Raw genomic sequence first — 26,718 nt, 5'->3', positions numbered from 1 at the left:
CGCAACGTCAGCGGGCACGACACCCCATCAGCGGTTCCTCTCCCGACCACGGGCGGGGGCACGTTCTGACCCCAGGACTCACCAAGTCCAGGCGGGGAGAGTGCTCACCCGCCCGCGGCTACCGCTGTCGAGGCTGCCAACGGCTCACCCGACAGCTCCCATTAGGCGGGGGTCAGCCGGGCGTCGGTCAGCATCACGACCCCGGCCGGTTCGCCACAGTCCACCCGTATGGTCAGCTTTTCGGCCTTCTCCACGACGGCGGTGAGCGTGCGGGGTGCACCTGGCCGCGACCGCTGCTGCGCGCCGGCCTCGATGGTGGTCAGGCTCCCGTCCCGCTGCCGATCGCCACGGATCGCGGTGACATAGGTGGCCGCTTGGACGTCAGAGTCGGGCGGGTAATAGGGGTGCACGGTCGCGTCGAACTGCTGGTAGTGCCGGGAGAGCAGGTAGGTCACCTCCGTGACCGGCTCGTCGCTGGCGTTGCTCGGGCACCGGATCGCGATGGCGTGGCTGTTGTAGTCGGGGCGACCCCGGACCGCGCGTGGGATCTCTACCAGCTTGTCGCCGCCGGCCTCGGGGGTGAGGTCGTCGGTCAGGAATACCCCCGGCCCGGCGGGGGCGCTCGGCGTCGGCTGCGGCGTGCTCGTCGGGCCGTTCGGCGGGCTGGCCATCGTCTCGGCCGGCGGGCTGGTGTTGGCGCTCGGTGGGGCCGGCGTGGCATCGGTCGCAGGGTCCCTGGGCCACTGCCACGCCAGGATCGACACCAACAGCCCCGCCGCACCGATGATCGTGCCGACCGTGGTCGCGCGGTCACCCCGGCGTCGACCGTCGGACACCGCGCCGGAACCGGCCGGATCGTGTTGGGACGATGTGCTCACCGCTCGCCACCTGAGTCAACGAAGCGCCGTTGCGCGGCGACATTCTGCCGGACCATGACAAGGTACAAGGGACGTTCGACCTCCGGATCTCGCACAACCTATCGGATGCTCCCGTGCGATACGGTGTCGGGCGACCACAGTGGATGATCCAAAGGATACGGATAGGCGATGAGCACACCGGATTCCTTCGCCGCGCCGAACGACGGCGCTGCGGGCCCGTCGACCAGCGGCGGCCCGGGCCGGCCCCACTCCGGTGCCGGCCTGGTGGCCATGGCGGCCGCCGGGGTGGCGCTGGTGCTCGCCGTCATCTCGATGCTGCTGTCCTGGCGGGCCGCGGACCGGGCGAACGAGGCGCTCGACAAGCTTTCCGCCGTGGCGTCGCCACCCGGCGCGGGGGCCGCGCCGAGCCAGCCGACGACGTCGGACTCGCCCAGCGCGGACCAGACGGCCGATGCGCCGGCGCCCACCGAGTCCGGTGCCGTGCCCGAGCTGAACGACCGCACCCGGTACGAGGACAAGTACACGGGGGAGACCCTGCGGGTGCCCGTCGGTTCCAGCTGTAGCGACACGGTCTACATCGACCTGGACGAGCCGCGTGTGCAGACCGCGGCGGGCGTCGCGGAGTTGGAGTTCCACCGGCCGTGCGGTTCGGGATCCCCGTACCTCAACCTCACGTCCGGCGTCGACGCCAGCGAGGTGAGTTCGACGACCGTGAAGCCGAGCGAGTGCGCGGACCAGATCCGCACCAGCCCCATCGCGGGCGAGGAGCAGCCGCTGCGGCGTGGCCAGGTCTACTGCATCACCACCTCGTACGACGACGCGCGTTCCTCGGCTAACACCTGGAAGATGGTGGTCCTCTCGGTGACCGCCACCCCCCAGGACGGTTCGGTCACCTTCACCGCGTCCGCCTGGAACATCCCAGACTGACCCTCACCGGGCCGGGAACGGCTCGTCAGGGCTGCGGGGCGGCGTCGCGCCGGACCCGGTAGCGCAGGTGGGTGACGTACGGCGAGTCCACCGTGGCGAGCCGCTCCAGCTCGATGGGCGCGTCGCCGAGGTGCTCGAACAGGCGGCGGCCGGTGCCGAGCAGCACGGGGGCGAGCTGGACGCGGATCTCGTCGACCAGGCCTGCGGCCAGGAACTGCTGGCCGACCTCCGCGCCCATGAGGCGTACGTCGCGGTCGCCGGCGGCGGCGGTGGCCCGGGCGCAGGCGTCCCGGACGTCGGTGACGAAGGTGAAGGTGCCGCTCTTCTCGACCCGCTTGGCCAGGGGGGCGTGGGTCAGCACGAAGCAGGGCGCCGGGAACGGGGTGTCGTTCCAGACGTCGATGCCGACGTCGAACGTCCGCCGGCCGAGCACCACCGCGCCCGTGCCCGCCTGCATCCCGCGGAGGATTTCCGCGTCTACCTCGTGGGACGAGGCGTTGAAGATCCACTCGTGTAGGCGGAGCCCACCCACGCCCATCGGGTGGGCAACGCTGACGTCAGGGCCGGCCATGAAGCCGTCCAGCGACATGGTGACATCCAGCAACACTCTCGCCATTCCAGCCCTTTCTGCGTGGTGGCGTGTGGGCACCGGCATGTGGTGGAACCGTACCCTGCACGCGCCTACGAACTTGATGACGTGGATGGATCGCGGATGCCGTCGCCAGGGCGGTGCGATCAAGGTGAATCGTTCACGTCATCAAGTTCGTAGCGGTCGGCAAGCTACCTGGGTCACGTCAGGGCGGCGGGGTCGAAGCGGTGGCGTTCCACCAGGACCAGCCAGTTGCCGGAGTTGTCGCGGGCGACCGCCTCCACCCCGTACGGTCGCTCGGCCGGCTCCTGGATGAACTCGACGCCCTTGGCGCGCAGCTCCTCGTGGGTCTTGCGGCAGTCGTCCACGTCCAGCCCGAGGCCGAACAGGCTGGCCTCGTCCTGAGCGCGCCGCAGGGTGGCCGCCACCTCCGGCGAGTACGGCGGCCCGGGCAGGGTCAGTTGCACCTGCAACTCCGGCTGGTTCGGATGCGTGATCGTGCACCAGCGGTAGGAGCCGTCACCGACGGTGATGTCGGTGTGCTCGACGAACCCGAGCACGTCGAGGTAGAACGCCTTGGCCACGTCGATGTCCTTGACCAGCACGCTGATGATCGAGATGTTGGTAATCATGCGACCAGGCTAGAAACTGGCTGGTCAGCCGGCCTTCTCCTCGCTTGCGGAGCGGCGTCGCTCGGTGAGCCCCCACATCAGCAGGAAGCATCCCGGGATGTGCGGTGCCCCGGTCTCCGCCCAGCGGCGCTGGAACTCGCTCGGCGCCTCCCCGACCAGATCACGGAACCGGCTGCTGAACGAGCCGAGGCTGGTGAAGCCGACGGCGTGGCACACCTCGGTGACCGTGAGGTTGGTGCTGCGCAGCAGGTCCTGGGCCCGTTCGATCCGTCGCTGGGACAGGTGCGCGGCGGGGGACAGACCGTACGTGACGGTGAAGAGCCGGTGGAAGTGGTACTTGCTTACCCCGGCCACCGCGGCGACCGCCGCCAGGTCCAGCGGCTCGGCGTAGTGCCGGTCCATGTGATCGCGCGCGCGGCGCAGGTGGACCAGCAGGTCGGCCGGGGCCCGACGGGGCGCGTTGCTCATCAGGACCGAGGGTAGGCGGTCCGACGGCCGAGGGCGCCGGGTCCGCCCCCTCAGTCGACCGCGGGCGGGGTCGGCGGCACAGCCAGGGCCAGCATGAGGTCGAGGACGGTGGCCGGGTGGTGGAGTCGCTCGCCGTACAGCTCGCGCAGCTTGCCCATCCGGTAGCGGACGGTCTGCGGGTGCACGAACAGGTCGGCTGCCACGTCGTCGCGCCGGCCCTGGTGCAGCAGCCAGGAGCGCAGCGTCTCGGCGAGCCGGTGCGCGGTGGCCGGGGGCAGCGCGGCCAGCGGGCGCAGTGCCTGGGCGCGCAGGTCCGCCAGCCCCTCCGGGTCCATGCTGAGCAGCAGTTCGGCCAGGTGCTGTTCGGTGTCGACCGGGCCGGCGTCCGGCTCGCCGAGGCCGAGGGCGAGCGCCCGGGTGGCCCGCTGGTAGGAGGCGGCGACCCGGTGCCAGGGCCGGGCCGGCCCGAGCACCGCCCGGTGGCCGGGCAGCAGCCGGGCGAGCTGGCGGCGTCGGCCGCCGTGCATGTCCGGCACCAGCAGCACGGCCAGTTCCTCGGCCGGGTCCATCCCGGGCAGGTCCTCGCCGCTCTCCAGGGTGTGCGGGCTGAGCAGGGCGAGCACCGCGCGCAGGTCGCGGCGGGGCAGCAGGACGACGGTGAGGGTCTGTGGCAGCGGCCAGTCGGCCCGCTCGGCGCTGCGGCGCAGGATCTCCTCCGGCTCCCCGGCCAGGAGTTGCTGGGTGAGGCGTTCCAGGTTGCGGCGGCGGGCCCGGCCGGCGCTGGCCAGCTCGTCGGCGTGCCCAGCCACGCTGGCCGCCGACAGCTCGTCGATGTACGCGAACATCAGCTCGGCGAACTCGGCCACCGTCTCGGCGGCCAGCCCGCTGCGTACGGTGGTGGCGGACACCTCCCGCCAGGCCACCCGGGCGCCCACCCGGTACGCGGCCAGCAGCGCGTCCATGCTCCGCCCGGAGCGGGCCTCGCCGCTGCCCAGCGCGTACGCGGCTTCCAGCGCGGGGGCGAGTGGGGTGCTCGGGTCGGCGGCCTGCGCCCCCTCGATGAGCTGCAGGAACGTGCCCAGCGCGATGCGTACCGCGTTCTCGATCTTCGCCCGCATCGTGCCGGTGAGGGCGCCGGAGTAGGCGGTCACCTCGGCGGTGATCGCGCTGACCGTCCGCTCGGCCACCACGGGCAGACGGTCGCGGAGTCGGGAGGCGACCCGTTCGTCCAGTTCGAGGTGGGTGGCGTGGCGCGCCTCGTCCGACATCTTGTTCACCCCGCACAAAAACCCGTGGTCAATTCACCTTTGTCGGACAAGATGTTATGCGATCGGGTAGCCACCCTGGTCACATGACCACAATCGCCCGCCCGAAGGCCAGCTTCCGGCACCGGCTGCTGCGGCTGGCCGAGACGGTCACCACCCCGCTGCTGCCGGCGGACTACCTCGACCTGGTCGCGCCGCTGCGGGCCGGCGCCGCCCTGCGCGGCCGGATCGTCGAGGTGCGTCCCGAGACCCCGGACGCGGCGACCGTGGTCATCCAGCCGGGTCGGGGCTGGCGTGGCCACCTGCCCGGACAGTACGTGCGCCTCGGGGTGGACGTCGACGGGGTGCGTCAGTGGCGGGCGTACTCGCTCACCTCGGTGCCGGGCGGCGCCGATCGCCGGATCACGGTCACCGTGAAGGCGATCCCGGACGGCAAGGTCAGCAACCATCTCGTCCGCCGGGTTAGGCCCGGCACGATCGTCCAGCTCGACCAGGCGCAGGGCGACTTCGTGCTGCCCGCGGCGACCCCCGAGCGGGTTCTCTTCCTCACCGCCGGCAGTGGCATCACCCCGGTCATGGCGATGCTCCGCGCCGGCCTGCCAGCCTGGGCCGACGTCGTGCTGGTGCACTCGGCGCCCCGCCGGGACGACGTCATCTTCGGCGCCGAACTGCGGGCGCTCGCCGCCACCGGCGCGCTGCGGCTCATCGAGCGGCACACCGAGACCGACGGGCTGCTCGGCATACCCGAGCTGGACGAGCTCGTGCCCGACCACGCCGAGCGGCAGACCTGGGCCTGCGGCCCGGTCGGCCTGCTCGACGCCGTCGAGCGGCACTGGGCCGACCGCGGTGTGGCCGACCGGTTGCACACCGAGCGGTTCCGGCCCACGGTGATCGCCCCTGGGCAGGGCGGGGCGGTGACCTTCACCGGCGCCGGCGTGACGGTCGAGGCGGACGGGGCCACCCCGATCCTGGACGCCGGTGAGAACGCGGGGGTGCTCATGCCATCGGGCTGCCGGATGGGGATCTGCTTCGGCTGCGTGGTGCCGCTGCGGCAGGGCGCGGTCCGGGACCTGCGCAACGGCGACCTCACCACCGCCGTCCCCGGGGACGGCGTGCTCATCCAGACCTGCGTGTCGGCGGCCGCCGGTACCTGCGACATCGAACTCTGACAGGAGGCCCCCGACGTGACCGCGATCCAGAAGAAGGCCGTCAACCCGATCGCCCACCTCACCGCCGAGGACATCGAGATCCTCGGCAAGGAGCTGGACGCCATCCGGGACCGGGTGATCGCCGACCGGGGGGAGCGGGACGCCCGCTACATCCGGCGGGTGGTCAAGACCCAGCGGACGCTGGAGATGAGCAGCCGCGCCGTGCTGCTCTTCTCGCTGTTCCCGCCGGCCTGGATCGTCGGTACCGCAGGCCTGGCGGTGGCCAAGATCCTGGAGAACATGGAGATCGGCCACAACGTCCTGCACGGCCAGTGGGACTGGATGCGCGACCCCAAGATCCACTCGACCACCTGGGAGTGGGACCACGTCACCCCGGCCGAGCAGTGGAAGCATTCGCACAACGAGCTGCACCACCGGTACACCAACGTGCTGGGCAAGGACAACGACCTCGGCTACGGCATCATGCGGGTCGACGAGGACCAGCCGTGGAGCAAGGGCCACCTGGGCCAGCCGTTCTACAACCTCATCAACGCCTGCTTCTTCGAGTACGGCATCGCCGCGTACGACCTGGAGCTGGGGAAGAATCTGAGCGACGGCGGGCACAAGACCCCCGAGTTCCGGGCCCGGGCCCGGGCGGTCGGCCGCAAGATCCGCCGCCAGGTGCTCAAGGACTACGTGGTGCACCCGCTGCTGTCCGGCCCGTCGTTCCTGAGCACTTTGGCCGCCACGTTCACCGCGAACCTGATCCGCAACGTGTGGAGCCACTCGGTGATCATGTGCGGCCACTTCCCCAGTGGGGTGGAGACCTTCGAGAAGACCTCCATCGAGGGCGAGACGAAGGGCGAGTGGTACCTGCGGCAGATGCTCGGCTCGGCCAACATCAGCGGCAGCCGGCTGCTGCACATCATGACCGGCAACCTGTCACACCAGATCGAGCACCACCTCTTCCCCGACCTGCCGAGCAACCGCTACGGAGAGATCGCCCCCCAGGTCCGGGCGCTGTTCGACCGGTACGGGCTGAAGTACACCACCGGGTCGATGCCCAAGCAGGTGGCCTCCGCGTGGTGGAAGGTCATCCGGCTGTCGTTCCCCAACCGGCGCCGCAAGAGTGTCGAGCCCGTGGTGCCGGCGTCGCTCGTCTCCGCCAGCGCCTGACGAATCCGTCTGACGGCCTCACGACCCGACCCGCGTAGCGCCGGCGGAACGGCCGGAGCGCGCCTCGTCGTACAGCTCCTCCAGCAGCCGGGTCTGCCGTTGCAGGTCGAAGTGCGCCTCGACGTGCGTGCGGGCGGCGGCGCCGAGGCGGGACCGCAGCACCTCGTCGCCGAGCAGCGTATCGAGGTGCGCGGCGAGCGCGGCCCGGTCCCGTTCGGCGCTGAGCAGCCCGGTCTCGCCGTGCCGCACCGCCTCCGGGATGCCGCTGTGGTAGGTCGCCACCGCCGGCAGGCCGGCGCTGCCCGCCTCCAGGATGGTGGTGGGCAGCCCCTCGCAGTCGCCGTCCGGGGCGGTCCGCGACGGCGCCGCCAGGATCCGCGACTCGGCGAGGTGACGGCGGACCACGTCGGGGCTCTGCGCGCCGAGGAAGGTGGCGTCCAGGCCGAGTTCGGCGGCCCGGCGCCGGACCGGCGCCTCGAGCGGACCGCTGCCCACGAGGAGCAGCCGGGGCCGGCGCGCGGCGGGCAGCATCCCCACCGCCTCCACCAGGTCGTCGACGCCCTTCTTGGCCACGAACCGGCCGACGAAGATGACGTCCCACCGCTTCGGCGTCGCCGCCGGCGGGGGCGGGATCGGCACGCCGATGTGGTGCACCCGGACCTTCGCCGGGTCGGCGCCGAGGGCGACCGCCCGGTCGCGGATGAACTCCGACACCGCGATGACCAGCGCCGCCCGGTCGAACGCCTGGCGCAGGTGGCGCCGGTTGCGGGCGCCGCGCGCCCCGGGCAGCGCGGGCTGCCGGGTCACGTCCTGCCCGTGCAGGGTCACCACCAGGGGTACGCCGAGCCGCCGCGTGCTGCCGCTGACCAGCCAGCCGTCGCCGCCGAAGTGGGCGTGCACCAGATCCGGCGCGAGTCGCGCCAGCGCCGCGTCGAGCCGGGCCGACCGGCCGGTGAGCTTGAGCCGCAGCAGTTCGGCCCGGCCGCGCGGGTCGTCCGGAAACGCGATGGCGTCGCCGTCCCGGGCCAGCGGGGAAGCCACCTTGACCGCGCCCAGGTAGTGGGGCGCCCAGCGGGTCAGCGCGTCACCCTGGTTGCGGACGAAGGTCTCCGATCCGGGCAGCAGGTGACTGCGCCAGATCACCGCCGTGGACTGGGACATGACCGCGACCCTACTGCCGTCCGCCGCCACCGGACCCGGCCACCGGCGCCGGTTCGCCGACCTCCGACGGCGTCGGCTCGGCGTGGCCGGCGCGAGGGCCGGGCACGCCGCTGTCCGGGCTCTGCGGTGCCGGCTGCGCGGTGCGGCGACGGTTGAGCACCCGGTCGCGCAGCTGGTGCCGCAGGTCCGGCGGGATCAGCCAGATCTGCAGGTAGGTCACGTAGTCGATGAGGCTCGGGCGGCCGTGCCGGCGGGCCTCGGCGAGCAGCAGCCGGAACACCCGGAAGCTGCGGGTGGTCGCCGCCATCGAGCTGATCACGCTCATCGCCAGGGCCGCGTACGCCCGAGGGGTGAGCAGCGGGCGGATCTCCTGGAGCCACTCGAACTGGGCCGCCCACGGCGACTGCAGGCTGATCCGCGGCCGGTCCTCGTCCTGGTGCCAGACGACCAGCGCCTCCTCGGTCATGACGAGGTCGACGTCCGGGTGGCTGACCGCCCGCAGGGTCCAGTCCAGCTCCTGCTGCCGGCGCAGGCCCACGGTGAACGGGACCCGGCGCAGCAGCTCGGTCGGCGCCATGATGGTCGAGGTCTGGATGAACCCGTCGCCGTGAAACAGCCCGCGCCGCACGGTGAGGTACTCGCTGATCGGCTCGCCCGGTTCGGGCAGCCGGCGGGGCAGCACGAACTCGGCCCGCGGGGTCCGGTTGAGCAGCCGGCTGGCCACGACCGGCAGGGGCGCCTCGGCGCTGCGGGCCGCCGCCAGCTGCACCGCGAGCTTCTCCGGCAGCCACTCGTCGTCGTCGTCCAGGAAGGCGGTCCACTCCGCCCGGGCCTCCTGGGCCCCGACGTTGCGGGCGTTCGGGGCGCCGCCGCGCTCGGCCAGCGGCACCACCCGTAGCCGGTCGTCCGGCACCGCGGCGAGGGCCTTCAGGGTCGCCTCGTCGGCGCCGTCGACCACGACGATGACCTCGATGGTGTCGACGGTCTGGGCCAGTGCGCTGCGGACGGCGCGGAGCACCAGGTCCGGCCGGTCGCAGGTGGGAATGACCACGCTGACGTCAGGTGTACGGGTCATGAATACCTGCCCACTCGTACGTGACTTCGGGATGTATTCGCCGCCGTCGAACCAGGCGGGGTCGGTGAATTCGCGGGACTGGCGCGCCCCGAATGGTCCTGAGCACGCTAATTGGCGCTACCTGTGCACCGGGTTAACAACGAGTGCCAATCGGCTTCCGAAACGGACTATCTTTGGTGTCTTCCCAGGTGAGAGCCCTACGGATTGGCCGGTACGGCGGCCGGCCGCATCGCAATTCGACCGGCCCCGGCCCGTCGCCTCGCCGGGCGTCGAACCTGCCGTACACTCGCCGGGCACCGGCCGGACGGAGAATGGGAGCGATCGTTCATGCAGCTCGACGCCGCAGCGCCGTCCGTCCCCCGGGGCCGGGTGGTCATGCTCGTCGACAACGCCGTCGAGGGAGACTCCCGGGTGCAGAAGGCCGCCCGGTCGGCGGCCGACGCGGGGTGGGACGTGACCCTGCTCGGCTGCGCCCGGACCGACGACGAGCGGGACTGGCGGCTCGGCCGGGCGCACGTCCGGGTGCTGCCGATGGGCGGGCCGACCGGCGACCCGGCCGGACCCCGGGGGCTGCGCCAGCGGCTGGTCAGCCGCGGCGGGCTCCCCCTGCGCGCCGCCCGGCTGGCCCGCCGGCCGGTCGAACACGGCCAGGTCCTGCTCTGGCGCACGCTGCAGGGCGACCGGGCCTGGCGGCGGCTGGAGCCCGGCCTCTGGGGGTACGAGCGGCTCTTCGGCCCGGTCATCGACGAGCTGCGGCCCGACCTGATCCACGCGCACGACTTCCGGATGCTCGGGGTGGCCGCCCGCGCCGTGCTGCGCGCCCGGGCCGCCGGCCGCCCGGTGAAGCTGGTCTGGGACGCGCACGAGTGGCTCCCCGGCGCCAAGCCCCGGCGGGACAACGCCCGCTGGCTCCCCGCCCACCTGGCGTACGTGCGGGAGTACGTCGGGCACGCCGACGCGGTGGTCACCGTCTCGGACACGCTCGCCGAGCTGCTGCAGCGCGACCACGGTCTGACCGAGCGCCCGACCGTCCTGCTCAACGCGCCGGCGACCGCCGACGAGCCGGCCGGCGACACCGAGCCCGCCCCTGACCTGCGGCGGCTCTGCGGCGTCGACCGGGACACCCCGCTGCTCGTCTACAGCGGCGCGATGGCCGTGCAGCGCGGCCTGGACACCGTGGTCGACGCGCTGCCCCGGCTGCCCGGCGTGCACCTGGCGCTGGTCGTGGGCGATCCCACGGCGGCGTACGTGCGCCAGCTCGCGGCCCGGGCCGCCCGGCTCGGCGTGGCCGACCGGGTGCACCCGGTGCCGTACGTGCCGCACCGGCAGTTGGTGGCGTTCCTGAGCGGCGCCGACGTGGGGCTGATCCCGCTGCACCACTGGCCGAACCACGAGATCGCCCTGATCACCAAGTTCTTCGAGTACTCGCACGCCCAGCTGCCGATCGTGGTCAGCGACGTGCGGACGATGGCCGACACGGTCCGGGCCACCGGCCAGGGCGAGGTGTTCCGAGCCCGCGACAGCGCCGACCTGGTCCGCGCCGTCCGCGCCGTGCTCGCCGACCCGGACCGCTACCGGGCCCCCTACGCGGCGCCGGACTCGCCGCTGCCCGGCTGGACCTGGGAGGCGCAGGCGCAAAAGCTGGACGCCCTCTACCGGCGGCTGCTGTCCCCCGAGGAGTCGACCGTGCAGGCGCAGGCGCGGTGAACGCCCCCGACGTGAGCGTGGTGGTGGCGGTCTACAACACCATGCCTTACCTGACCCGCTGCCTGGACTCGCTGGTGGCGCAGACGATCGGCCCGGACCGGCTGCAAATCGTCGCGGTGGACGACGGGTCGACCGACGCCAGCGGCGCCGAACTGGACCGGTACGCCGCCCGCCACCCCGGCCTGTTCACCGTCATCCACCAGGCCAACTCCGGCGGCCCCGCCGCCCCGTTCAACCGGGGCCTGGACGCGGCCACCGGCCGGTACGTCTTCTTCGTCGGCGCCGACGACCACCTCGGCCCCGACGCCCTGCGCCGGCTGGTCGAGGCGGCCGACGCGTGGGAATCCGACGTCGTGCTGGGCCGGGTGGTGGGGGTCAACAGCCGCCACATCTACCAGGACATCTTCGCCCGTACCCAGGTCGACGTGGACCTGTTCGACTCGCCGCTGCCGCGCTCGCTGGCCAACACGAAGCTGTTCCGGCGGGAGCTGCTGGAGAAGTACGGCATCCGCTACCGGGAGGACCTGCCGCTCGGCAGCGACCTGCCGTTCACGCTGGAGGCCTGCTACCGGGCCCGGCGCATCTCGGTGCTGGCCGACTACGACTTCTACTACGCGGTCCGCCGGCACAGCGCCACCAACATCACCTACCTGAGCCGGCACGCCGACCGGCTGCGCACGGTCGAGGCGACCACCACCTTCGTCGCCGAGCTGATCCCGGCCGGCCGGCAGCGCGACGCCGTCCTCGCCCGCCGATTCGACCACGAGATCGCCAAGCTGCTGGAGGACGACCTCCTCGGCCTCGACCGGGAGACCCAGCAGCTCGTGCACGACGGCATCGGACGGCTGGTCCGCGCCCACCTCACCGAGGGGATCGCCGCCCAGCTCAACGCCGAGACCCGGATCCGCCTGGCGCTGACCCGCGACGGGGCGCTCGACGACCTGCTCGCGGTGATCCGGCAGGACGCGCGTGCCGGCGTGCCGGCGACCGTCGTCGAGGGCGACCGGCGGTACGCCGCCTATCCCGGCTTCCGCGACCCGGCCCGCAGCCTGCCGGACGCCTGCTTCGACGTGACCACGATCCCCGACTGGTACGCCAAGCTCGACGCGACGGCGCTGGCCTGGGAGACCGACGAGCGCGGCGAGAAGGTGCTGACCGTCACCGCGGTCAGCCCGGTGCCGGACCTGGCCGCGGCGGGCGCGGAGCCGGTGACGGTCAGCGCCGAGGAGATCCCGGGCGAGGTCACCACGGTCGACCAGGGCGCGCGGGGCACCACGGTGCGGATCCGGTTCCGCGCCACCGACCTGCTCGCCGGCACCGGGTCGACCGGGCAGCGGCGGGCGGTCTCCGCCCAGGTCGGCGGCTTCGACCCGGGCCGGGCGGCGGGCGCGGCGACGGCCACCGGCGCGGCCGGCTCGGCCGCCGTGCGCGCCCCTCGGGCGAGGGTGACGATGCCGCTGGTGCGGCGGCGCGGCGCCCGGCTGTACGTGGTCACGCCGGTGCTCGACGCGTCCGGCCGGCTGATGATCTCGGTGGTGCCGGTGACCGCCGCCCGGGTGGCCGCGCAGCTGCGCCGGGTGCTGAACCGGACCAGGTAGCGCGTGCGTCAGCGGTGCTGCCGGGCAACCGCCTCCCGGCTCGCCCGGCTGGACGGCGCGGGGGCCACGCCCGGCGGGCAGTCGTCGCACTTCTCGTACGAGGTCCAGCTGTTACCGCCCGGGCCGACGTAGAAGAAGAGGAGACGGACGTGGTCGCCCTGGCGTAGGGCGGAGAGCTCGAACGACCCCTTGCCGTGCCTCGTGCCGGCCAGTTCTTCGACCGTCAACGCCACCGTAGAGCTGGGCCCCTCCGGATTCGCGAAGGACGCCCGCACCGCCCAGGTGCCCGAGCCGGTGATGTTCGCGTCCCGGCCGACGTCGACAGGCAGGAACTCGTCGAACACGTCGTAGGGCAGCCACTCCGCGGTGAAGCCGCCGTGGTCGTCGAAGGTGATGACGCGCTTTGAGCCGCTGCGCCAGGTGCCCACCACGTCCGCCGCGCGCAGGTCCACCGGGTCGCCGTAGTCGGCCAGCACCTCGCCGAGGGAACAGCCGGCGGCGACGACCGCGGCCACGAGCAGCGCGAGCACCCGTCGCATCGATACCCTCCTCGGCCGCGGATTGGAATCGACCGATCATCGCAGAGCTGCCCCCGGCCCGTCGGCCCGCCGGCGCGTCAGTTGCTGTTCACGCCCTGTTGACGCGGGTGGGGCTCTCGCAAGATCGACTGAGTTGCAATGAAATGATAAGCGCATCCTTATGTGGGTATGGTGGCGGCGGCAACACCGCGCCGTGTACCAGAACCACGTCGTCGAGATCTACAACCGCTCCTCCGCCAGCGTCAGCCTCACCGGCTGGAGCGTCCAGTACGCCTCGGTGGCCGGCCGCAACTTCCCGCATCACTTGTTCGAGGTATTGCAGGTGTTCGTTGGTGAAGACCGGCGCCTGGTGCTTCGTGACGAAATCAAATGGGCGTGAAGCAGGAAAAGCCAAGCGATGTTCCGGTGCGGGTCCTGCGGACACCAGGCCAACGCTGACGTGAACGCCGCGATCAACATCAGGGACGCCGCCGAGGCGCCGTCCTCATTCACCGGGCGGGCAGTCCGGGACAGGAGCCACTTGGCGTCCTGTCGACCACCCACCCAACGCCGGAGACGTACGGCGCTGTAAACGGGAATCTTCCGCCCTTAGGCGGAAGAGGATGTCAAGTTTACGAGGGCAACTCGCAGGTCCTCGACCACGTCCTGCTCTCCTCCTGGCTGGCCGCCCAGCCGTGCGTTTATGACGTGGTGCACGTCGACAGCGAGTTCCCGACGCAGCTCTCCGACCACGAACCCCAGGTGGTCCGGCTGACCTTCTGACCGGACAGCGCCGCCGCCCACCGCAATATCGGGTGGGCGGCGGCGCCACTGACGGGCTACCGTCGGGGCATGCAGATCAGGCGCAGCACCGTCGCGGCCGCGCGAGCTTCCCGCTCGCCGGTTGCCGCCGCCTGACCGACTCTTTCTCGCCGGCGACCGGAAACGGTCCGCCGGCGTCGTCGTGTCACACCACCGCCCGCGCGGCGGACCCTTCCGGTCGCTCCGACCCGGAAGGCCCATGCCATGACACCCGACGAGATCGTCCGCATCTTTCTCGACCACTACCACCGCCGAGATCACCGGGACGCGCCGGAGAGTTCCCTGATTCCGCCGCCCGGCGACCCGGTGCTGTTCACCACCTCCGGCATGCACCCGCTCACCCCGTACCTCCTGGGCCGGCCGCACCCGGGCGGCACGCGGCTGGTCGACGTGCAGCGCTGCCTGCGCACCACCGACCTGGACGAGGTCGGCGACCGCACCCACCTGACCGTCTTCGACATGCTCGGCTCCTGGTCGCTCGGCGACTACGACATCGCGAACAGCCTCCGCTGGGGGTATGAGCTGCTCACCGGGGGCTTCGGCATCGATCCCGGACGGCTGCACGCGACCGTCTTCGGCGGCGACGAGCAGGTCGGGCCGGACGAGACGGCCTGGGCGACCTGGACGGAGCTGGGCGTACCGGTCGAGGCGACCGGCGCGGACAACTGGTGGGACAACGGCCCGACCGGCCCGTGCGGGCCCGACTCGGAGATCTTCGTGTGGACCGGCGACGGGCCACCCATCGGCACGCCCACCACCGACGACCGGTGGCTGGAGGTCTGGAACCACGTCCAGATGCGCTACCACCGGCACGACGACGGCCGGCTGACGCCACTGCCGATGTCCAGCATCGACACCGGGATGGGACTGGAACGCCTGGAGATGGTGCTGCGCGGCCACCCGTCGGTCTTCGAGGGCGACGGGCTGCGCCCATGGGTCGACGCCGTCCGCGACCGGTGGCCGCTGGACGGGCCGGACCTGCGGATCGTCGCCGACCACCTGCGCTCCACCGTGGTGGTGCTGGGCGACGGCGTACGACCGGGCAACACCGGGCGCGGGTACGTGCTGCGCCGGCTCATCCGGCGGGCGCTCACCGTGTTGTGGCGCGACGACCCGGGGCGCGGCCTGACCGAACTGCCCGTCGAGGCGTACGCGGACACGCTGCGCCGGTTCCGGCAGCGGGCGGAGGTGGAGCCGCTGCGTGCGGTGCTCCTCGACGAGGAGCGGCGCTTCCGCGGGCTGCTGCGCCGGGGCCGCCCGCTGGTCGACCGGCTCCGCGGGCGCGGGCCGCTGAGCGAGCGCGACTACCACTGGCTGCACGACACCCACGGGCTGCCCCGCGACCTGGTCGACGGCCTGCTCACCGAGACCGGCTGACCCGGACAAAGGACACGGGAAGATAACTCGGGGTTCAAGTCCGGCGAAGATCGTTAGCCTCGATGGCTGACCGGACGACGTCGTCCGGAGATAGGTGGAGCAGGATGAACCTTCGAAGGAAGGTGGTGTCGCCCGTCGCGGCGGCCGGTGCACTGGCCATCATCACGAGCCTCACCGCGGGTTTACCCACGGCGGCACAGGCCGCTCCGGCGGCTGCGACATCTGATGCCCCGATCACCCATGAGGAGAACCCCCGGGTTCCCGTGGGGGCGGCGTGGACGGAGGCGTACTTCCCGTCCTCGGACGGTAGTGACGTCGAGCTGCACGCCGACGTGCTGCGCCCGGCAAACCTGCCGGCGGACGCGAAGACACCGGTGATCCTGTCGGTGGGTCCGTACTTCTCGCACGCCGGGCAGACCAGCCCCGAGGGATGGGACCGGGTCGGGCCGTCGGCGCGCTTCCAGGACTTCATCGACGGCGCCCGGCTCATGGAGCGCGGATACACCGTCGTGATGGTCGACCTGCGCGGCTTCGGTGGCAGCACCGGGTGCCTGGACTTCCTCGGCCCGGGGGAGCAGGCCGACATCAAGGCGGCCGTCGAGTGGGCAGCGAGCCAGCCGTGGTCGACCGGCAAGGTGGGCATGTACGGCAAGTCGTACGACGCCAACACCGGGCTGGCGGCCAACACCCTCAAGCTCAAGCCGCTGCAGGCGATCGTCTCCCAGGAACCGACGTGGAACAGGTACAACTACCTGTTCAGCAACGGGGTGCCGCGTTCCAACGCGACCAGCACCCCGCGCAGCTACTACTCGATCGCGACGATGCCGCCGCTGGCCGATGACAGCGAGCACTACAAGGCGAACGCGGCGTACGAGAAGAGCCACCCCGAGTGCGAGACCAACAACCTCACGAACACCCAGAACCCCGACCCGAAGGCGCCGTTCTGGCGTGACCGTGACTTCGCCTCCCGCGCCGCCGGGTCGCAGACGCCGCTGTTCGTCACGTCGGGCTTCATCGAGGACAACACCAAGCCCGAGGAGATGCAGAAGTACCTGGCCAACCACCAGGGTCCGGAACGCGGTTGGCTCGGCCCGTGGGAGCACGTGCGCGGCAACGAGACGAACAGCAAGGGCCAGCTCAAGATGGGACGGGCGGGCTGGTTCGACGAGGTGATGCGGTTCTACGACCAGCACCTGCGCGGCATCGAACCGTCGGTGACCGACCCGGCTTTCTCCATCGAGGACAGCCTCGGCAACTGGCGCGCCCAGCCGACCTGGCCGGTGACCAACGACGCGTACAAGGTGCGGCTGTCGCCCGGGCAGTACGTCGACAACGGCAGCAACGCGCAGGTGGCCGCCCGGTCGATGACGGCGGCAGAGGCCCCGGGCTGGGACATCGAGTACGCGCCGGAGGCCGGCTCGCTGACGACTGACCAGACGGCTCTGCTCAGCGCTGACGCACCCGGCAGCAGCTACTGGTCCTGGTCCACGCCCGCCTCAGAGCAGGTGCGGATCACGGGCTCGCCGGAGGTCACGCTGAAGACCAGGGGTCAGGGCAACGTCTGGGTACGGCTGTGGGACGTCGCACCGGACGGCAAGGCGACGATGTTCGACGAGAACGTCGCGGTGCTGGACCACAGTGGGTCGACCTCGTTCGAACTGAAGGCGACCGACTGGACCTTCGAGCCGGGGCACCAGCTGGGGGTCCAGATCGGGACCATCGCCTCAAGGGGCTGGCGGGCCGTGCCCTCGGGCGAGACGATCACCGTCACCGACGCGCGGCTCGCCGTCGAGGTGCAGGACCCGCGGTTCGACTCGCCGACCCAGGGCGACCGCTCGCCCTACCTGGACACGTACGTGCGGGCGAACACCACCACGCTCACGAACGTCGGCACCCCGACCTTCCCGCTGGGCGTTTCGAAGCAGGGTTAACCAAGCGGCTGCCCGGCACCCGCCTGTGCGGGTGCCGGGCAGTGGCGTACGCCCCCAGCTACCCGACGACATCGCCTGGCCCAGCCACGGCACACCCGGCGGCGACGGAGCGTGCGCCGGCCGCCCCGATCAGCCAGGATGACCTCCGAGAGACCGTCACCGGCCTGCGCCGCGACGGTACGACGGAAGGAGCCGCGTGTCGCCGTCCACCCTGCTGTCCCGTCGCGACCTGGCGTTCCTGCTCTACGACTGGCTGGACGTGACCCGGCTGACCGAGCGGCCCCGCTACGCCGAGCACACCAGGGACATCTTCGACGCGGCGCTGGACCTCTCCGCCCGGGTCGCCGCCGAGCAGTTCGCCACCCACAACAAGGCCGCCGACGCCACCGAACCGACCTTCGACGGGCGCCGGGTGCACACCATCCCGCAGGTCAAGGCCGCCCTGGACGTCTTCGCTCAGACCGGGCTGCTGGCCGCCACCATGGACACCTCCATCGGCGGGATGCAGCTGCCGAACGCGGTCGCCGCCGCCTGCTTCGCCTGGTTCCAGGCCGCCAACATCAGCACCGCCGCGTACCCGTTCCTCACCCTCGGCAACGCCAACCTGCTGCTCACCCACGGCAGCGCCGAGCAGATCGACACCTGGGTCCGGCCCATGGTCGAGGGCCGGTTCTTCGGCACCATGTGCCTGTCCGAGCCGCAGGCCGGCAGCTCCCTCGCGGACCTCACCACCCGCGCCGAGCCGCAGGACGACGGGACGTACCGGCTGGTCGGCACCAAGATGTGGATCTCCGGCGGGGACCACGAGCTCGCCGAGAACGTCGTTCATCTGGTCCTCGCGCGGATCCCCGGCGGGCCGCCCGGGGTGAAGGGCCTCTCGCTGTTCATCGTGCCGAAGGTGCTCCTCGACGCCGACGGCACGCTCGGCCCGCGCAACGACGTGGTGCTGATCGGGCTCAACCACAAGCTGGGCTACCGAGGCACCACGAACACGCTGCTCAATTTCGGCGAGGGGGTGCACCGGCCGTACGGGCGGCCCGGAGCGGTCGGCTACCTGATCGGCGAGCCGCACCAGGGGCTCGCGCAGATGTTCCACATGATGAACGAGGCGCGGATCGGCGTCGGCGCCGGTGCCACCGCCCTCGGCTACACCGGCTACCTCAAGTCCGTGCAGTACGCCCGCCAGCGCCCCCAGGGCCGGCCGGTCGCCGACAAGGACCCGACCGCGCCGCAGGTGCCGATCGTGGCGCACGCCGACGTCCGGCGGATGCTGCTGGCGCAGAAGAGCTACGTGGAGGGCGCGCTCGCACTGATCCTCTACTGCGGCCGGCTGCTCGACGAGGAGAAGACCGCCCCCGCCGAGGCCGACCGGAGCCGGGCCCACCTGCTGCTGGAGCTGCTCACCCCGATCGCCAAGAGTTGGCCGTCGCAATGGTGCCTGGCCGCCAACGACCTGGCGATCCAGGTGCACGGCGGCTACGGCTACACCCGGGACTACGACGTCGAGCAGCACTGGCGGGACAACCGGCTCAACGCGATCCACGAGGGCACCCACGGCATCCAGGCGCTGGACCTGCTCGGCCGGAAGGTCACCATGCGCGACGGTGCCGGTCTGGAGCTGCTGCTGGAGACGATGCGGGCGACGGTGACGCGGGCCTGGAAGGCGGAGGGGGAGGCGGCCGAGCTGGCCGGGCAGCTCGGCGCGGCGGTTGATCGGATCGCGGTGGTGACGCGGCGGTTGTGGGGGACCGGAGATCCGGAGCTGGCGCTGGCCAACGCCTCGCTCTATCTGGAGGCGGTCGGGCATGTGGTGATCGGGTGGATGTGGTTGGAGCAATTGCTAGCCGTCGAGCTGCTGGGAAGCCCGGAGGGGGCGGAGGGGGACTTTCTGGCGGGGAAGCGGCAGGCGGCGCGGTACTTCTTCCGGTACGAGCTACCGCGGACCGGGCCGCAGTTCGACCTGCTGGACAGCCTGGACCGGACCACCCTGGACACGCGGGAGAACTGGTTCTGACCTTCGGCGAAGGATGCCGACGGACAGCAGTTGTGACTACCGGCCGCGATCGTGAACGCTGCTGTGGTGGAGCACATCGAGAGGTTACTGGCCGCTGTCGCAGCGTGGGCTCAGCAGCGACACGACATCCATGCCGCGCTGGTGGTCGGGTCTCACGCCCGCGTCGAGGTTCCCGCGGACCAGTGGTCCGACATCGACATCGTCCTGATGGTCGACAATCCCATGGCCTACGTGGCCGACGCCAGCTGGCTGGCAGCTTTCGGCCGACCGTTGCTGACTTTTACCGAACCCACTGCGGTCGGCGGATTCATCGAGCGCCGGGTGCTCTTCGACACTGGGCAGGACGTCGACTTCGCGCTGCTGCCGGCAGACGCGGCGCAGCAGATCGCTACCCACCCTGAGGTCGCCCAAGTGCTCGGCCGGGGGTTCCGGGTGCTGGTCGACAAGCTCAACCTTGGCGAGATGCTCCCGCCAAGCGGTGCACCGATGCCGTCGGCTCAGCCGGATGCCGCTGCCTTCGGGCACCTGACGCACGACTTCTGGTATCACGCGCTGTGGACCGCCAAAAAGCTGCAACGCGGCGAGGTTTGGGTCGCCAAGCAGAGCTGCGACTGCTATCTCAAGGCGTTGCTGGTCAGGCTGCTCGCGTGGCACACGCAGGCATCGCATCCGCAGGTCGACACGTGGCATGAAGGGCGCTTCCTGGAGCGGTGGGCAGACAAGCGAACGCTCCTCGATCTCCGCAGCACTTTTGCCAGCTACGACGCCATCGACGTCGCCCGTGCCCTGTGGGTGACTGCCGACATGTTTGAACGACTTGAACGCGAGTGCGCCGAGCGTCTCGGGCTCAAGCTGACCGTTGCCCATGACGAGATCCGAAAGCACCTGCGGGCAGTACTGGCCCGCGCGAGTGGGGACAGGGAGTGATCTTCCCAGCGTAGACCGTGACGCGGTCCAGAGCTGTGCGGTGTACCGTCCGAATGGCGGGCGCCAGGACGCGGACCGGCTCCGCTGTCTCCAGTCCTCTCCCTGGAAGCAGGCGAAGGTATGGCTAGGAAGACCGACACGATCGGTGCCCGGATCCGGTACTGGAGGATGCGCCGTAGCGGGATGAGCCAAGCCGTCCTCGCTGGGCTCGCGGGCGTCAGCCAGTCGTACATCTCGCAGGTCGAGTCCGGTCGCAAGACCATTGACCGTCGGTCCACCCTGGTGGCCATCGCCGCCGCGCTGCAGGTCACGGTGGCTGACCTGCTCGGTCAGGGAACCGAACCCGGCGACCCGGCCCGGGAGCGTGCCGCCGAGTGCGTGCCGGCGATCTGGTCCGCGCTCATCGAGATCGAGGATGGCGAGCGCAGGCCGTTGACCCGGACCAGGGATGAGCTGGCCGCCGGCATAGCCCGCAGTGATCAGCTCCGCAACCGCTCCAACTATCCGGCGATGGCCCGGTTGCTCCCGGGCCTGCTGTTGGACGCCGCTGCGGTCGGGGGGGCTGTACTCGCTCAGGTGGCGTACCAGGCTTCGACGTGCCTGCGGCACCTCGGATACCGGCACCTGGCGCTCAACGCCGCGCGGGTCGCGGTGGCCGCCGCTGAGGACGTCGAGGAGCCGGCGTGGCTGGGGGCGTCCCGGTTCGCGTACGCGCAGAGCCTGCCGATCGAGTCTGCGGCGCTGGCCGCCAGGGCCGCCGACCGGTCGCTGGCTGAGCTTCAGGCCGCCGCCGCCGATGCGCGGGTCCGGCAGATGCTCGGTCAGCTGCACCTCTCGGCTGCGCTGGCCTCGACGGTGAGTGGGCGACCGGACGTCGCCCGCGACCATCTCTCCGAGGCGGCCCGTGAGGCGGCGAGCCTCGGGGATCCGTCGGATGGTGCCGGGTTCAACGGCTGCGGGTTCGGGCCGACGAACGTGGGGTTGTGGGAGATGTCCATCGCGGCGGAGCTGGGTGAGCCCGGCCGGGTGATCGAGTTGTCCCGGACGGTACGGCCGCAGGTCCTCACGGCGTCGATTCGCCAGATGTCGTACTGGCTCGACCTCGGCCGGGCGCTGGCCGAGTCCCGCCGCCGGGACGCCGAGGCGCTGGCGGCGTTCGTGCGGGCGGAGCAGGCCGCGCCGGTGCCGTTCGCGCTGAACCCCCTCGCCCAGGACGCCGTCGTCGCGATGGCGCAGCGGGCGAAGCGGCGGGCGGTCCCGAACGAACTTCGGTTGCTGGCCGGCCGGTTGGGCATCAGCCTGGCGTCATAACCAGCGGAATTACGCCATCACCAATCCTCCCTAGTGTCCGGTTCGGGTGAGGCGCTTGCCTCCCTTGGCCGGGCGCGGCGTCGTCACGTTCCCTCGCGGGCTGACCGTCACGCCCCTACCAGCGGGGGTGGGGATGGGCGGTCGCGACGACACCGCCAGGCAGAGCACGGGCGAGCAGATCCAGGCGGCCGAGCGGGAGGCGGCGAAGCGGCGGCTCCTTGCCCTGGCCGAGGCGGATCGGATGCCGGTCGACGAGATCACTCGGGCGGTTCCGGAGCGGCGGTGGCGCCGCTCCACCAGCAGTGCCAGGTGTGATGACCCCTCGGCACCGCACACACAACGCGTCGCGTACGAGGAGTACCTGCTCGCCGTCGCGCTGACCCTCGCTCGGCGCCACCGGCCAGTCTGGTCCTGGCGAAAGTGGCGGCGGGTCTGTCGCTGCGGAGCCGACCTGCCCTGCCGTGCCCGCCACCGGATTCCGATCGGTCGTGGCCACTGGCCGCAGGGGGAGACCAGGTGAACGACGACCACGAGCAGGTGATCCTGCCGTGCACGTGCGCGGTCTCGACGGGATGTGTGTGGGGTGCCGGGCGTGGTGGTCGCGGCTTACTCCGTACCCGTGCTGGCAGGTGGAGTGGGCGACCAGCCGGCAGGCCCGGGTTATCACCGCACGTTTCCTGGGGGTTGGCGGGTAACCACGCACGGGCCGGTGCTGCCGATCTGGACCTGCGGTGGCTGCGGGGCGCCGTGGCCGTGCGCGACCCGGCGGCGGGAGTTGCGGGCGGAGTTCGAAGATGCTCCTGTCTCCCTGGCGCTCTACCTGGGGGCGCAGCTCGTCCGCGCCACCGCGGATCTGAGCTGGGCGCCCGCCGGCACGTTGCATCGGCGCTTCCTCGGCTGGCTGCGGGAGCATCCTGTGGCCGGGCGACGAGAGGTTCCACTAGCTCGTGACGAGAAGGCCCTTGTGGTGGCTCCAAAGCCACTGTAGGTACTGCTGCACTTCCTGCGGCGTGGCGACCCATCCGTTGTCCATGTAGTCGAGGATGCGTTTGATCTCGCCGGGTACGAGGTCGTAGGCGGTCGCCCCGGTCTCCGGGACGGGTGTGTCAGGGGAGACGGCCACGGGGAGCGGGATCATGGGGAGGCGAGATCCGGCCCTGGTGAAGGCTTTGAGAACTGTGAGGTAGACGCGGGTCAGGTGGTACGGGGAGACAACGAGCGCGAGGCTAGTGATACCGCGGGCTCGGACCTGGTTGACGATCCATGCGGCCTGCAAGCCGGTGTTGGGGGCCGGCTCGGCTTGGAGGTGGACACCATCGGTGCGACGAAGGCCGAGACTCCGTAGGTAGTCGAGGGTGATCTCGACGTAGGTCTCCTCAGCCGGGTTCCCGTTCGCCACCAGGAGGTGGCGGAGCGCCGGGTTCGCCTCCCAGCTGCGGATCGCATGAGTGAGACGCCATTCTTCGCCCTGACCCGTGGCTACCACGAGCGCGTCGACCTGGTCGGCAGCAGACTGGGGCAGCGTCAGGATCACCGTGAGGGCTTTCATGACCTCCAGAAGGCGGCCGGCGGTGAAGGCGGCCAGATCCTCTTCCGCCACCACCCGAGGGGCCGGCTGGTGGGGATTCACCGAACTGCCCCGGCCGCATCGTCGTGCGGGCGGGTGCGCAAGAGCAGGGACGCCAGATCGTCGGAGGTCATGCCCGCGATCCTTCCAGCCCTCATCGAAGCCATGGGCCCAACCACTTCCCCATGCGGCGGAGGGATCGCGTTGACGTGCAGGGCCGGGGCGAGACAACGGTCGTACGACGCCGCGAGCGACCTACAACCCTGGTCGTAGGTCATCGCAACGCTGGCACGACGACCCGTGGCCATGCCGGTACATACGCTGCCGCCTGTACCCGTCATGCGAGCGAAGGGATCCTCGATGTCCGTCCGCCACCTGCTTGCCGCCGCCAACGCCGCCCTGCTCGGGGCAGTTGGGCTTGCCGAACCGGCGGCCGCGCACATCTCGCTCCAGCCGGCCGCCGTCAGTGCTTACACCCTGAGCCCCGGGCGGATCGGGGCCATCGTGGCTGCCGTGCTGGCGTTGACCGGCGTGGTCCTCGGTGGGCTGGCCATGGCCCGCTCCGCCGGTCGGATCGGCGGCGGCAGCGGGCGACGCGGGGCCATCGGGGCCCTGGCGTTGGGGCTGACCGGCATGGCCATCGGTGGGGTGGTCGTGGTCACCGCCGACGGTGGTCTCGGCACCGGCAACGGGCTTGGCGGGGGCGTCGTGGCCCTGGTGGTGGGGCTGATCGGCGTGGCCCTCGGTGGGTTGACTCTGGCCCGCTCCCGCCGCATCGGCTGACCCGCAACACCGGTTCGCCGACCGCCCGCACCGTCCGGTGCTGACCAGCCCGGCGGCCCGCGTGCACGCGTTCTGCCGTCGTGACGCCGGGCGGGTCAGCGGCGGTCAGCTCTGCTTCGTCTCCCAGAAGATCTTCGAGATCTCCTCGATCTTCGCGAGCAGCTGCTCGGCCACGGCCGGGTCCGGGGAACCCTTCGCGCCGCCGGCACCGGCCAGCTTGGTCGCCTCGTTGAACAGGCTGTGCAGCTGCGGGTACTTCTCGAAGTGCGGCGCCTTGAAGTAGTCGGTCCACAGCACCCACAGGTGGTGCTTGACGAGCTCGGCCCGCTGCTCCTTGATGATCAGAGCCCGGGTACGGAACTCCGGGTCCTCGTTCGCCTGGTACTTCTCGGCGATCGCCTTGATCGACTCGGCCTCGATGCGCGCCTGCGCCGGGTCGTAGACCCCGCACGGCAGGTCGCAGTGAGCGCTCACCACGGTGCGCGGAGTGAACAAGCGTGACAGTCGCATGGGGGCTCCCTTTCTCCGAGTGGTACCGCTGAACGCTAAAACCTCCACCCCACTTCAGGTCAACGCAAGATCAGCAGGACGTTCGTCACGTCACCTTCGGCAGACCCGGCGCGGGCGGGGGAGATACCTTGAAGGATGCTGTGACCGTTGGGGCCGTTCGGAAACCCTGCTCAGGAGAGTGCATGGCATCGCGTACCGATCTCGTCGAAGATCTGATGAGCCGTTTCCCGCACGTGCCGCGCGAGGCGGTCATCAAGGAGGACCTGCTGCGCGGCGGTCTGGCCTTCGACGACTCGGCCCTGACCGACAACGAGCACGGCGACGTCAAACCGAAGTCGTACTTCATCTTCTCCTTCGACCACCGCACGCTGCCCGAGCTGGGCACTGCCGCACTGCGCCGGCCGCCGGAGGAGATCGTGCTCACCGGCGGCCCGTACGGGCTACGCCGCACCGTGGTCTCGGTCCGCACCAACCCCGGCTCGCCGTACCGGGTCAAGAGCGACGACGAGGGACGGCTGCGCCTGTTCCTCGACGACCGGCCGATCGCCGAGGTCGGGCTCCCGCCGATGCCGGACTACTACCGGCACACCCTCGCCAACGGCAAATCGGTCATGGAGGTCGCCCCGACCATCCAGTGGGGCTACCTGATCTATCTGACCGCCTTCCGGGTCTGCCAGTACTTCGGTGCCAAGGAGGAGTGCCAGTACTGCGACATCAACCACAACTGGCGCCAGCACAAGGCGGCCGGCCGCCCGTACACCGGGGTCAAGCCGGTCGACGAGGTCCTCGAGGCCCTGGCGATCATCGACAAGCACGACACCGAGAAGGCCTCCCAGGCGTACACCCTCACCGGCGGCAGCATCACCTCCCACGTCGGGGGACTGGCCGAAGCGGACTTCTACGGCCGGTACGCCCAGGCGATCGAGGAACGCTTCCCGGGCCGGTGGATCGGCAAGGTCGTCGCCCAGGCCCTGCCCCGCGCCGACGTGCAGCGCTTCCGCGACTACGGGATCCAGATCTACCACCCCAACTACGAGGTGTGGGACAAGCGGCTGTTCGAGCTGTACTGCCCCGGCAAGGAGCGCTACGTCGGCCGCGAGGAGTGGCACCGCCGCATCCTCGACTCCGCCGAGGTCTTCGGCCCGCGCAACGTCATCCCGAACTTCGTGGCCGGCGTCGAGATGGCCGCCCCGCACGGCTTCACGACCGTGGACGAGGCGATCGACTCCACCGCCGAAGGCCTGCAGTACTTCATGTCCCGCGGCATCACGCCGCGGTTCACCACCTGGTGCCCGGAGCCGACGACGCCGCTCGGCCGGACCAACCCGCAGGGCGCGCCGCTGGAATACCACGTCCGGTTGCTGGAGGTGTACCGGGCGGTGATGGAGGCCAACGGCCTGTCCAGCCCGCCCGGTTACGGCCCGGCCGGCCCCGGGCGAGCGGTCTTCTCGGTCAGCTCGTTCATGGACAGTCTCCCCGGCGAACCCGAGGCCGACCGGGCCTAGTCCGCGATCGGCTGGTCGCGGGCCAGCGCCGCCCGGCAGTCGCGGCCGCCGTCCCCTGCTCAGGGATGGGGCCGGACGCAGTGGTCGCGATAGGTTGCACAGTGATGGCCACGATCGACGACGTCCGTCACGAACTCGCCAGCCTCGCCGACCCGGATCGGGCCGAGGGAGTGAGCCGGTATCTGCAGATGGTTCCGGGCGGCTACGGCGAGGGCGACCGGGCCATCGGCGTCTCCGTGCCGGATCAGCGCAGGGTGGCTGGCCGCTATTGGCGGGAGCTGTCCCCGGCCGAGACAGCGGTGCTGCTGACGAGCGGCGTGCATGAGGAGCGGCTGACGTCGCTTCTCATCCTGGTGCGCAAGTTCGCCAAGGGGGACGAGGCGGAACGGGGCGAGATCTTCAGCATCGTCTTGGCAAACACCGGCCGCATCAACAACTGGGACCTGGTGGACTCGTCCGCGCCGTACATCGTCGGCCCCTGGCTGATCGACAAGGACCGGAGCGTGCTGGATCGGCTGGCCGAATCGAGCCTGGTGTGGGATCGGCGGATCGCCATCATGGCAACGCTCGCCTTCATCAAAGCCGGCGACTTCCACTGGACCTTCCGGCTCAGCGACCGGCTCCTGCGCGACCCACACGACCTCGTCCACAAGGCGGTGGGCTGGATGCTGCGCGAGGTGGGCAACCGGGACCGGGCGGCGGAGGAGGAGTTCCTGGCCCGGCGTTACCGGGCCATGCCACGGGTCATGCTGCGGTACGCGATCGAAAAGTTCGAACCGCAGCGACGTCGGGAATACCTGTCCGGCCTGGTGTAGCTGATCGATGCTCG

26 protein-coding genes are annotated in these 26,718 nt (G+C 71.2%); 16 read left to right on the top strand and 10 right to left on the bottom strand.

Annotation, left to right across the window (positions count from 1 at the left end):
• Positions 1 to 161: 161 nt before the first annotated feature.
• The gene (locus ABZ783_RS22770; protein ID WP_357441505.1) at positions 162 to 878 is read right to left on the bottom strand and encodes a hypothetical protein; all 717 of its coding nucleotides are present in this window, start codon (positions 876 to 878) and stop codon (positions 162 to 164) included.
• Between the two features lie 168 nt (positions 879 to 1,046).
• Here ABZ783_RS22770 and ABZ783_RS22765 point away from each other — a divergent pair, with 168 nt between their 5' ends.
• Positions 1,047 to 1,805, top strand: a complete 759-nt coding sequence (locus tag ABZ783_RS22765) for a hypothetical protein (protein ID WP_357441504.1) — start codon at positions 1,047 to 1,049, stop codon at positions 1,803 to 1,805.
• Between the two features lie 25 nt (positions 1,806 to 1,830).
• Here the strand turns inward: ABZ783_RS22765 and ABZ783_RS22760 are convergent, their stop codons facing one another.
• The 4 genes from ABZ783_RS22760 to ABZ783_RS22745 all read right to left on the bottom strand — a co-directional run bounded on the left by ABZ783_RS22760 (position 1,831) and on the right by ABZ783_RS22745 (position 4,762).
• Entirely contained in the window at positions 1,831 to 2,421 is a 591-nt protein-coding gene (locus ABZ783_RS22760) for a dihydrofolate reductase family protein (protein WP_357441503.1), read from the bottom strand.
• Between the two features lie 173 nt (positions 2,422 to 2,594).
• Positions 2,595 to 3,026, bottom strand: a complete 432-nt coding sequence (locus tag ABZ783_RS22755) for a VOC family protein (RefSeq protein WP_357441501.1) — start codon at positions 3,024 to 3,026, stop codon at positions 2,595 to 2,597.
• Positions 3,027 to 3,050: 24 nt separating this feature from the next.
• The gene (locus tag ABZ783_RS22750) at positions 3,051 to 3,494 is read right to left on the bottom strand and encodes an AraC family transcriptional regulator (RefSeq protein WP_357441500.1); all 444 of its coding nucleotides are present in this window, start codon (positions 3,492 to 3,494) and stop codon (positions 3,051 to 3,053) included.
• Between the two features lie 50 nt (positions 3,495 to 3,544).
• Positions 3,545 to 4,762 (bottom strand): helix-turn-helix domain-containing protein, encoded by a 1,218-nt coding sequence (locus ABZ783_RS22745; protein WP_357441499.1) that lies wholly within the window; start codon positions 4,760 to 4,762, stop codon positions 3,545 to 3,547.
• 83 nt (positions 4,763 to 4,845) lie between these two features.
• Here ABZ783_RS22745 and ABZ783_RS22740 point away from each other — a divergent pair, with 83 nt between their 5' ends.
• Both ABZ783_RS22740 and ABZ783_RS22735 read left to right on the top strand, forming a co-directional pair.
• Entirely contained in the window at positions 4,846 to 5,928 is a 1,083-nt protein-coding gene (locus ABZ783_RS22740; RefSeq protein WP_357441498.1) for a ferredoxin reductase, read from the top strand.
• 15 nt (positions 5,929 to 5,943) lie between these two features.
• Positions 5,944 to 7,083 carry an acyl-CoA desaturase gene (locus tag ABZ783_RS22735; RefSeq protein WP_357441496.1) on the top strand — a complete coding sequence of 380 codons (1,140 nt, stop codon included), beginning with the start codon at positions 5,944 to 5,946 and terminating at the stop codon, positions 7,081 to 7,083.
• Between the two features lie 18 nt (positions 7,084 to 7,101).
• On the opposite strand, the gene ABZ783_RS22730 is transcribed toward ABZ783_RS22735, so the two are convergent.
• Together ABZ783_RS22730 and ABZ783_RS22725 are read right to left on the bottom strand one after the other, a co-directional pair.
• On the bottom strand, positions 7,102 to 8,244 hold the full coding sequence (locus ABZ783_RS22730) for a glycosyltransferase (RefSeq protein WP_357441494.1): 1,143 nt from the start codon (positions 8,242 to 8,244) through the stop codon (positions 7,102 to 7,104).
• Between the two features lie 10 nt (positions 8,245 to 8,254).
• Entirely contained in the window at positions 8,255 to 9,319 is a 1,065-nt protein-coding gene (locus ABZ783_RS22725) for a glycosyltransferase family 2 protein (protein ID WP_357441493.1), read from the bottom strand.
• Between the two features lie 327 nt (positions 9,320 to 9,646).
• Here ABZ783_RS22725 and ABZ783_RS22720 point away from each other — a divergent pair, with 327 nt between their 5' ends.
• Positions 9,647 to 11,026 (top strand): glycosyltransferase, encoded by a 1,380-nt coding sequence (locus ABZ783_RS22720; RefSeq protein WP_357441491.1) that lies wholly within the window; start codon positions 9,647 to 9,649, stop codon positions 11,024 to 11,026.
• Positions 11,023 to 12,624: a glycosyltransferase gene (locus ABZ783_RS22715; RefSeq protein ID WP_357441490.1), complete on the top strand. Its 1,602-nt coding sequence runs from the start codon at positions 11,023 to 11,025 to the stop codon at positions 12,622 to 12,624. The genes ABZ783_RS22720 and ABZ783_RS22715 overlap by 4 nt, the downstream gene beginning before the upstream one ends.
• Positions 12,625 to 12,632: 8 nt before the next feature.
• Here ABZ783_RS22715 and ABZ783_RS22710 read toward each other — a convergent pair whose 3' ends face one another.
• Positions 12,633 to 13,163, bottom strand: a complete 531-nt coding sequence (locus tag ABZ783_RS22710) for a hypothetical protein (protein WP_357441489.1) — start codon at positions 13,161 to 13,163, stop codon at positions 12,633 to 12,635.
• 193 nt (positions 13,164 to 13,356) lie between these two features.
• On the opposite strand from ABZ783_RS22710, the gene ABZ783_RS22705 reads away from it, so the two are divergent.
• The 8 genes from ABZ783_RS22705 (at position 13,357) to ABZ783_RS22670 (ending at position 22,044) form a co-directional block, all read left to right on the top strand.
• Positions 13,357 to 13,542 carry a hypothetical protein gene (locus ABZ783_RS22705; protein WP_357441488.1) on the top strand — a complete coding sequence of 62 codons (186 nt, stop codon included), beginning with the start codon at positions 13,357 to 13,359 and terminating at the stop codon, positions 13,540 to 13,542.
• Positions 13,543 to 13,560: 18 nt separating this feature from the next.
• Complete coding sequence (locus ABZ783_RS22700) at positions 13,561 to 13,734, top strand: zinc ribbon domain-containing protein (RefSeq protein WP_357441486.1); 174 nt, start codon at positions 13,561 to 13,563, stop codon at positions 13,732 to 13,734.
• Between the two features lie 434 nt (positions 13,735 to 14,168).
• Positions 14,169 to 15,341 carry an alanine--tRNA ligase-related protein gene (locus ABZ783_RS22695; RefSeq protein WP_357441484.1) on the top strand — a complete coding sequence of 391 codons (1,173 nt, stop codon included), beginning with the start codon at positions 14,169 to 14,171 and terminating at the stop codon, positions 15,339 to 15,341.
• 104 nt (positions 15,342 to 15,445) lie between these two features.
• Positions 15,446 to 17,272 (top strand): CocE/NonD family hydrolase, encoded by a 1,827-nt coding sequence (locus ABZ783_RS22690; protein WP_357441482.1) that lies wholly within the window; start codon positions 15,446 to 15,448, stop codon positions 17,270 to 17,272.
• A 196-nt stretch (positions 17,273 to 17,468) separates the two neighbouring features.
• The gene (locus ABZ783_RS22685) at positions 17,469 to 19,286 is read left to right on the top strand and encodes an acyl-CoA dehydrogenase (protein ID WP_357441480.1); all 1,818 of its coding nucleotides are present in this window, start codon (positions 17,469 to 17,471) and stop codon (positions 19,284 to 19,286) included.
• A 66-nt stretch (positions 19,287 to 19,352) separates the two neighbouring features.
• Complete coding sequence (locus tag ABZ783_RS22680) at positions 19,353 to 20,213, top strand: aminoglycoside 6-adenylyltransferase (protein WP_357441478.1); 861 nt, start codon at positions 19,353 to 19,355, stop codon at positions 20,211 to 20,213.
• Between the two features lie 120 nt (positions 20,214 to 20,333).
• Entirely contained in the window at positions 20,334 to 21,524 is a 1,191-nt protein-coding gene (locus tag ABZ783_RS22675; protein ID WP_357441476.1) for a helix-turn-helix domain-containing protein, read from the top strand.
• Between the two features lie 133 nt (positions 21,525 to 21,657).
• A complete protein-coding gene (locus tag ABZ783_RS22670; protein ID WP_357441474.1) occupies positions 21,658 to 22,044 on the top strand; it encodes a hypothetical protein in 387 nt (128 codons plus the stop codon).
• A gap of 420 nt (positions 22,045 to 22,464) precedes the next feature.
• Here the strand turns inward: ABZ783_RS22670 and ABZ783_RS22665 are convergent, their stop codons facing one another.
• The gene (locus ABZ783_RS22665) at positions 22,465 to 23,073 is read right to left on the bottom strand and encodes an ElyC/SanA/YdcF family protein (RefSeq protein ID WP_357441642.1); all 609 of its coding nucleotides are present in this window, start codon (positions 23,071 to 23,073) and stop codon (positions 22,465 to 22,467) included.
• 378 nt (positions 23,074 to 23,451) lie between these two features.
• On the opposite strand from ABZ783_RS22665, the gene ABZ783_RS22660 reads away from it, so the two are divergent.
• Complete coding sequence (locus tag ABZ783_RS22660; RefSeq protein ID WP_357441472.1) at positions 23,452 to 23,874, top strand: DUF6223 family protein; 423 nt, start codon at positions 23,452 to 23,454, stop codon at positions 23,872 to 23,874.
• Between the two features lie 105 nt (positions 23,875 to 23,979).
• Here ABZ783_RS22660 and sodN read toward each other — a convergent pair whose 3' ends face one another.
• Positions 23,980 to 24,384: a superoxide dismutase, Ni gene (gene sodN, locus ABZ783_RS22655; protein ID WP_148798036.1), complete on the bottom strand. Its 405-nt coding sequence runs from the start codon at positions 24,382 to 24,384 to the stop codon at positions 23,980 to 23,982.
• 182 nt (positions 24,385 to 24,566) lie between these two features.
• Here sodN and ABZ783_RS22650 point away from each other — a divergent pair, with 182 nt between their 5' ends.
• A complete protein-coding gene (locus tag ABZ783_RS22650; protein ID WP_357441470.1) occupies positions 24,567 to 25,889 on the top strand; it encodes a radical SAM protein in 1,323 nt (440 codons plus the stop codon).
• Between the two features lie 104 nt (positions 25,890 to 25,993).
• The gene (locus ABZ783_RS22645; protein WP_357441469.1) at positions 25,994 to 26,704 is read left to right on the top strand and encodes a DNA alkylation repair protein; all 711 of its coding nucleotides are present in this window, start codon (positions 25,994 to 25,996) and stop codon (positions 26,702 to 26,704) included.
• The last annotated feature ends 14 nt before the right edge of the window (positions 26,705 to 26,718 follow it).

Source organism: Micromonospora sp. NPDC047738 (genome assembly GCF_040642675.1).
Taxonomy (GTDB): Bacteria; Actinomycetota; Actinomycetes; order Mycobacteriales; family Micromonosporaceae; genus Micromonospora.
Note: the sequence above shows the minus strand (reverse complement) of the source record. Positions and strands in the feature narration are given on the sequence as shown.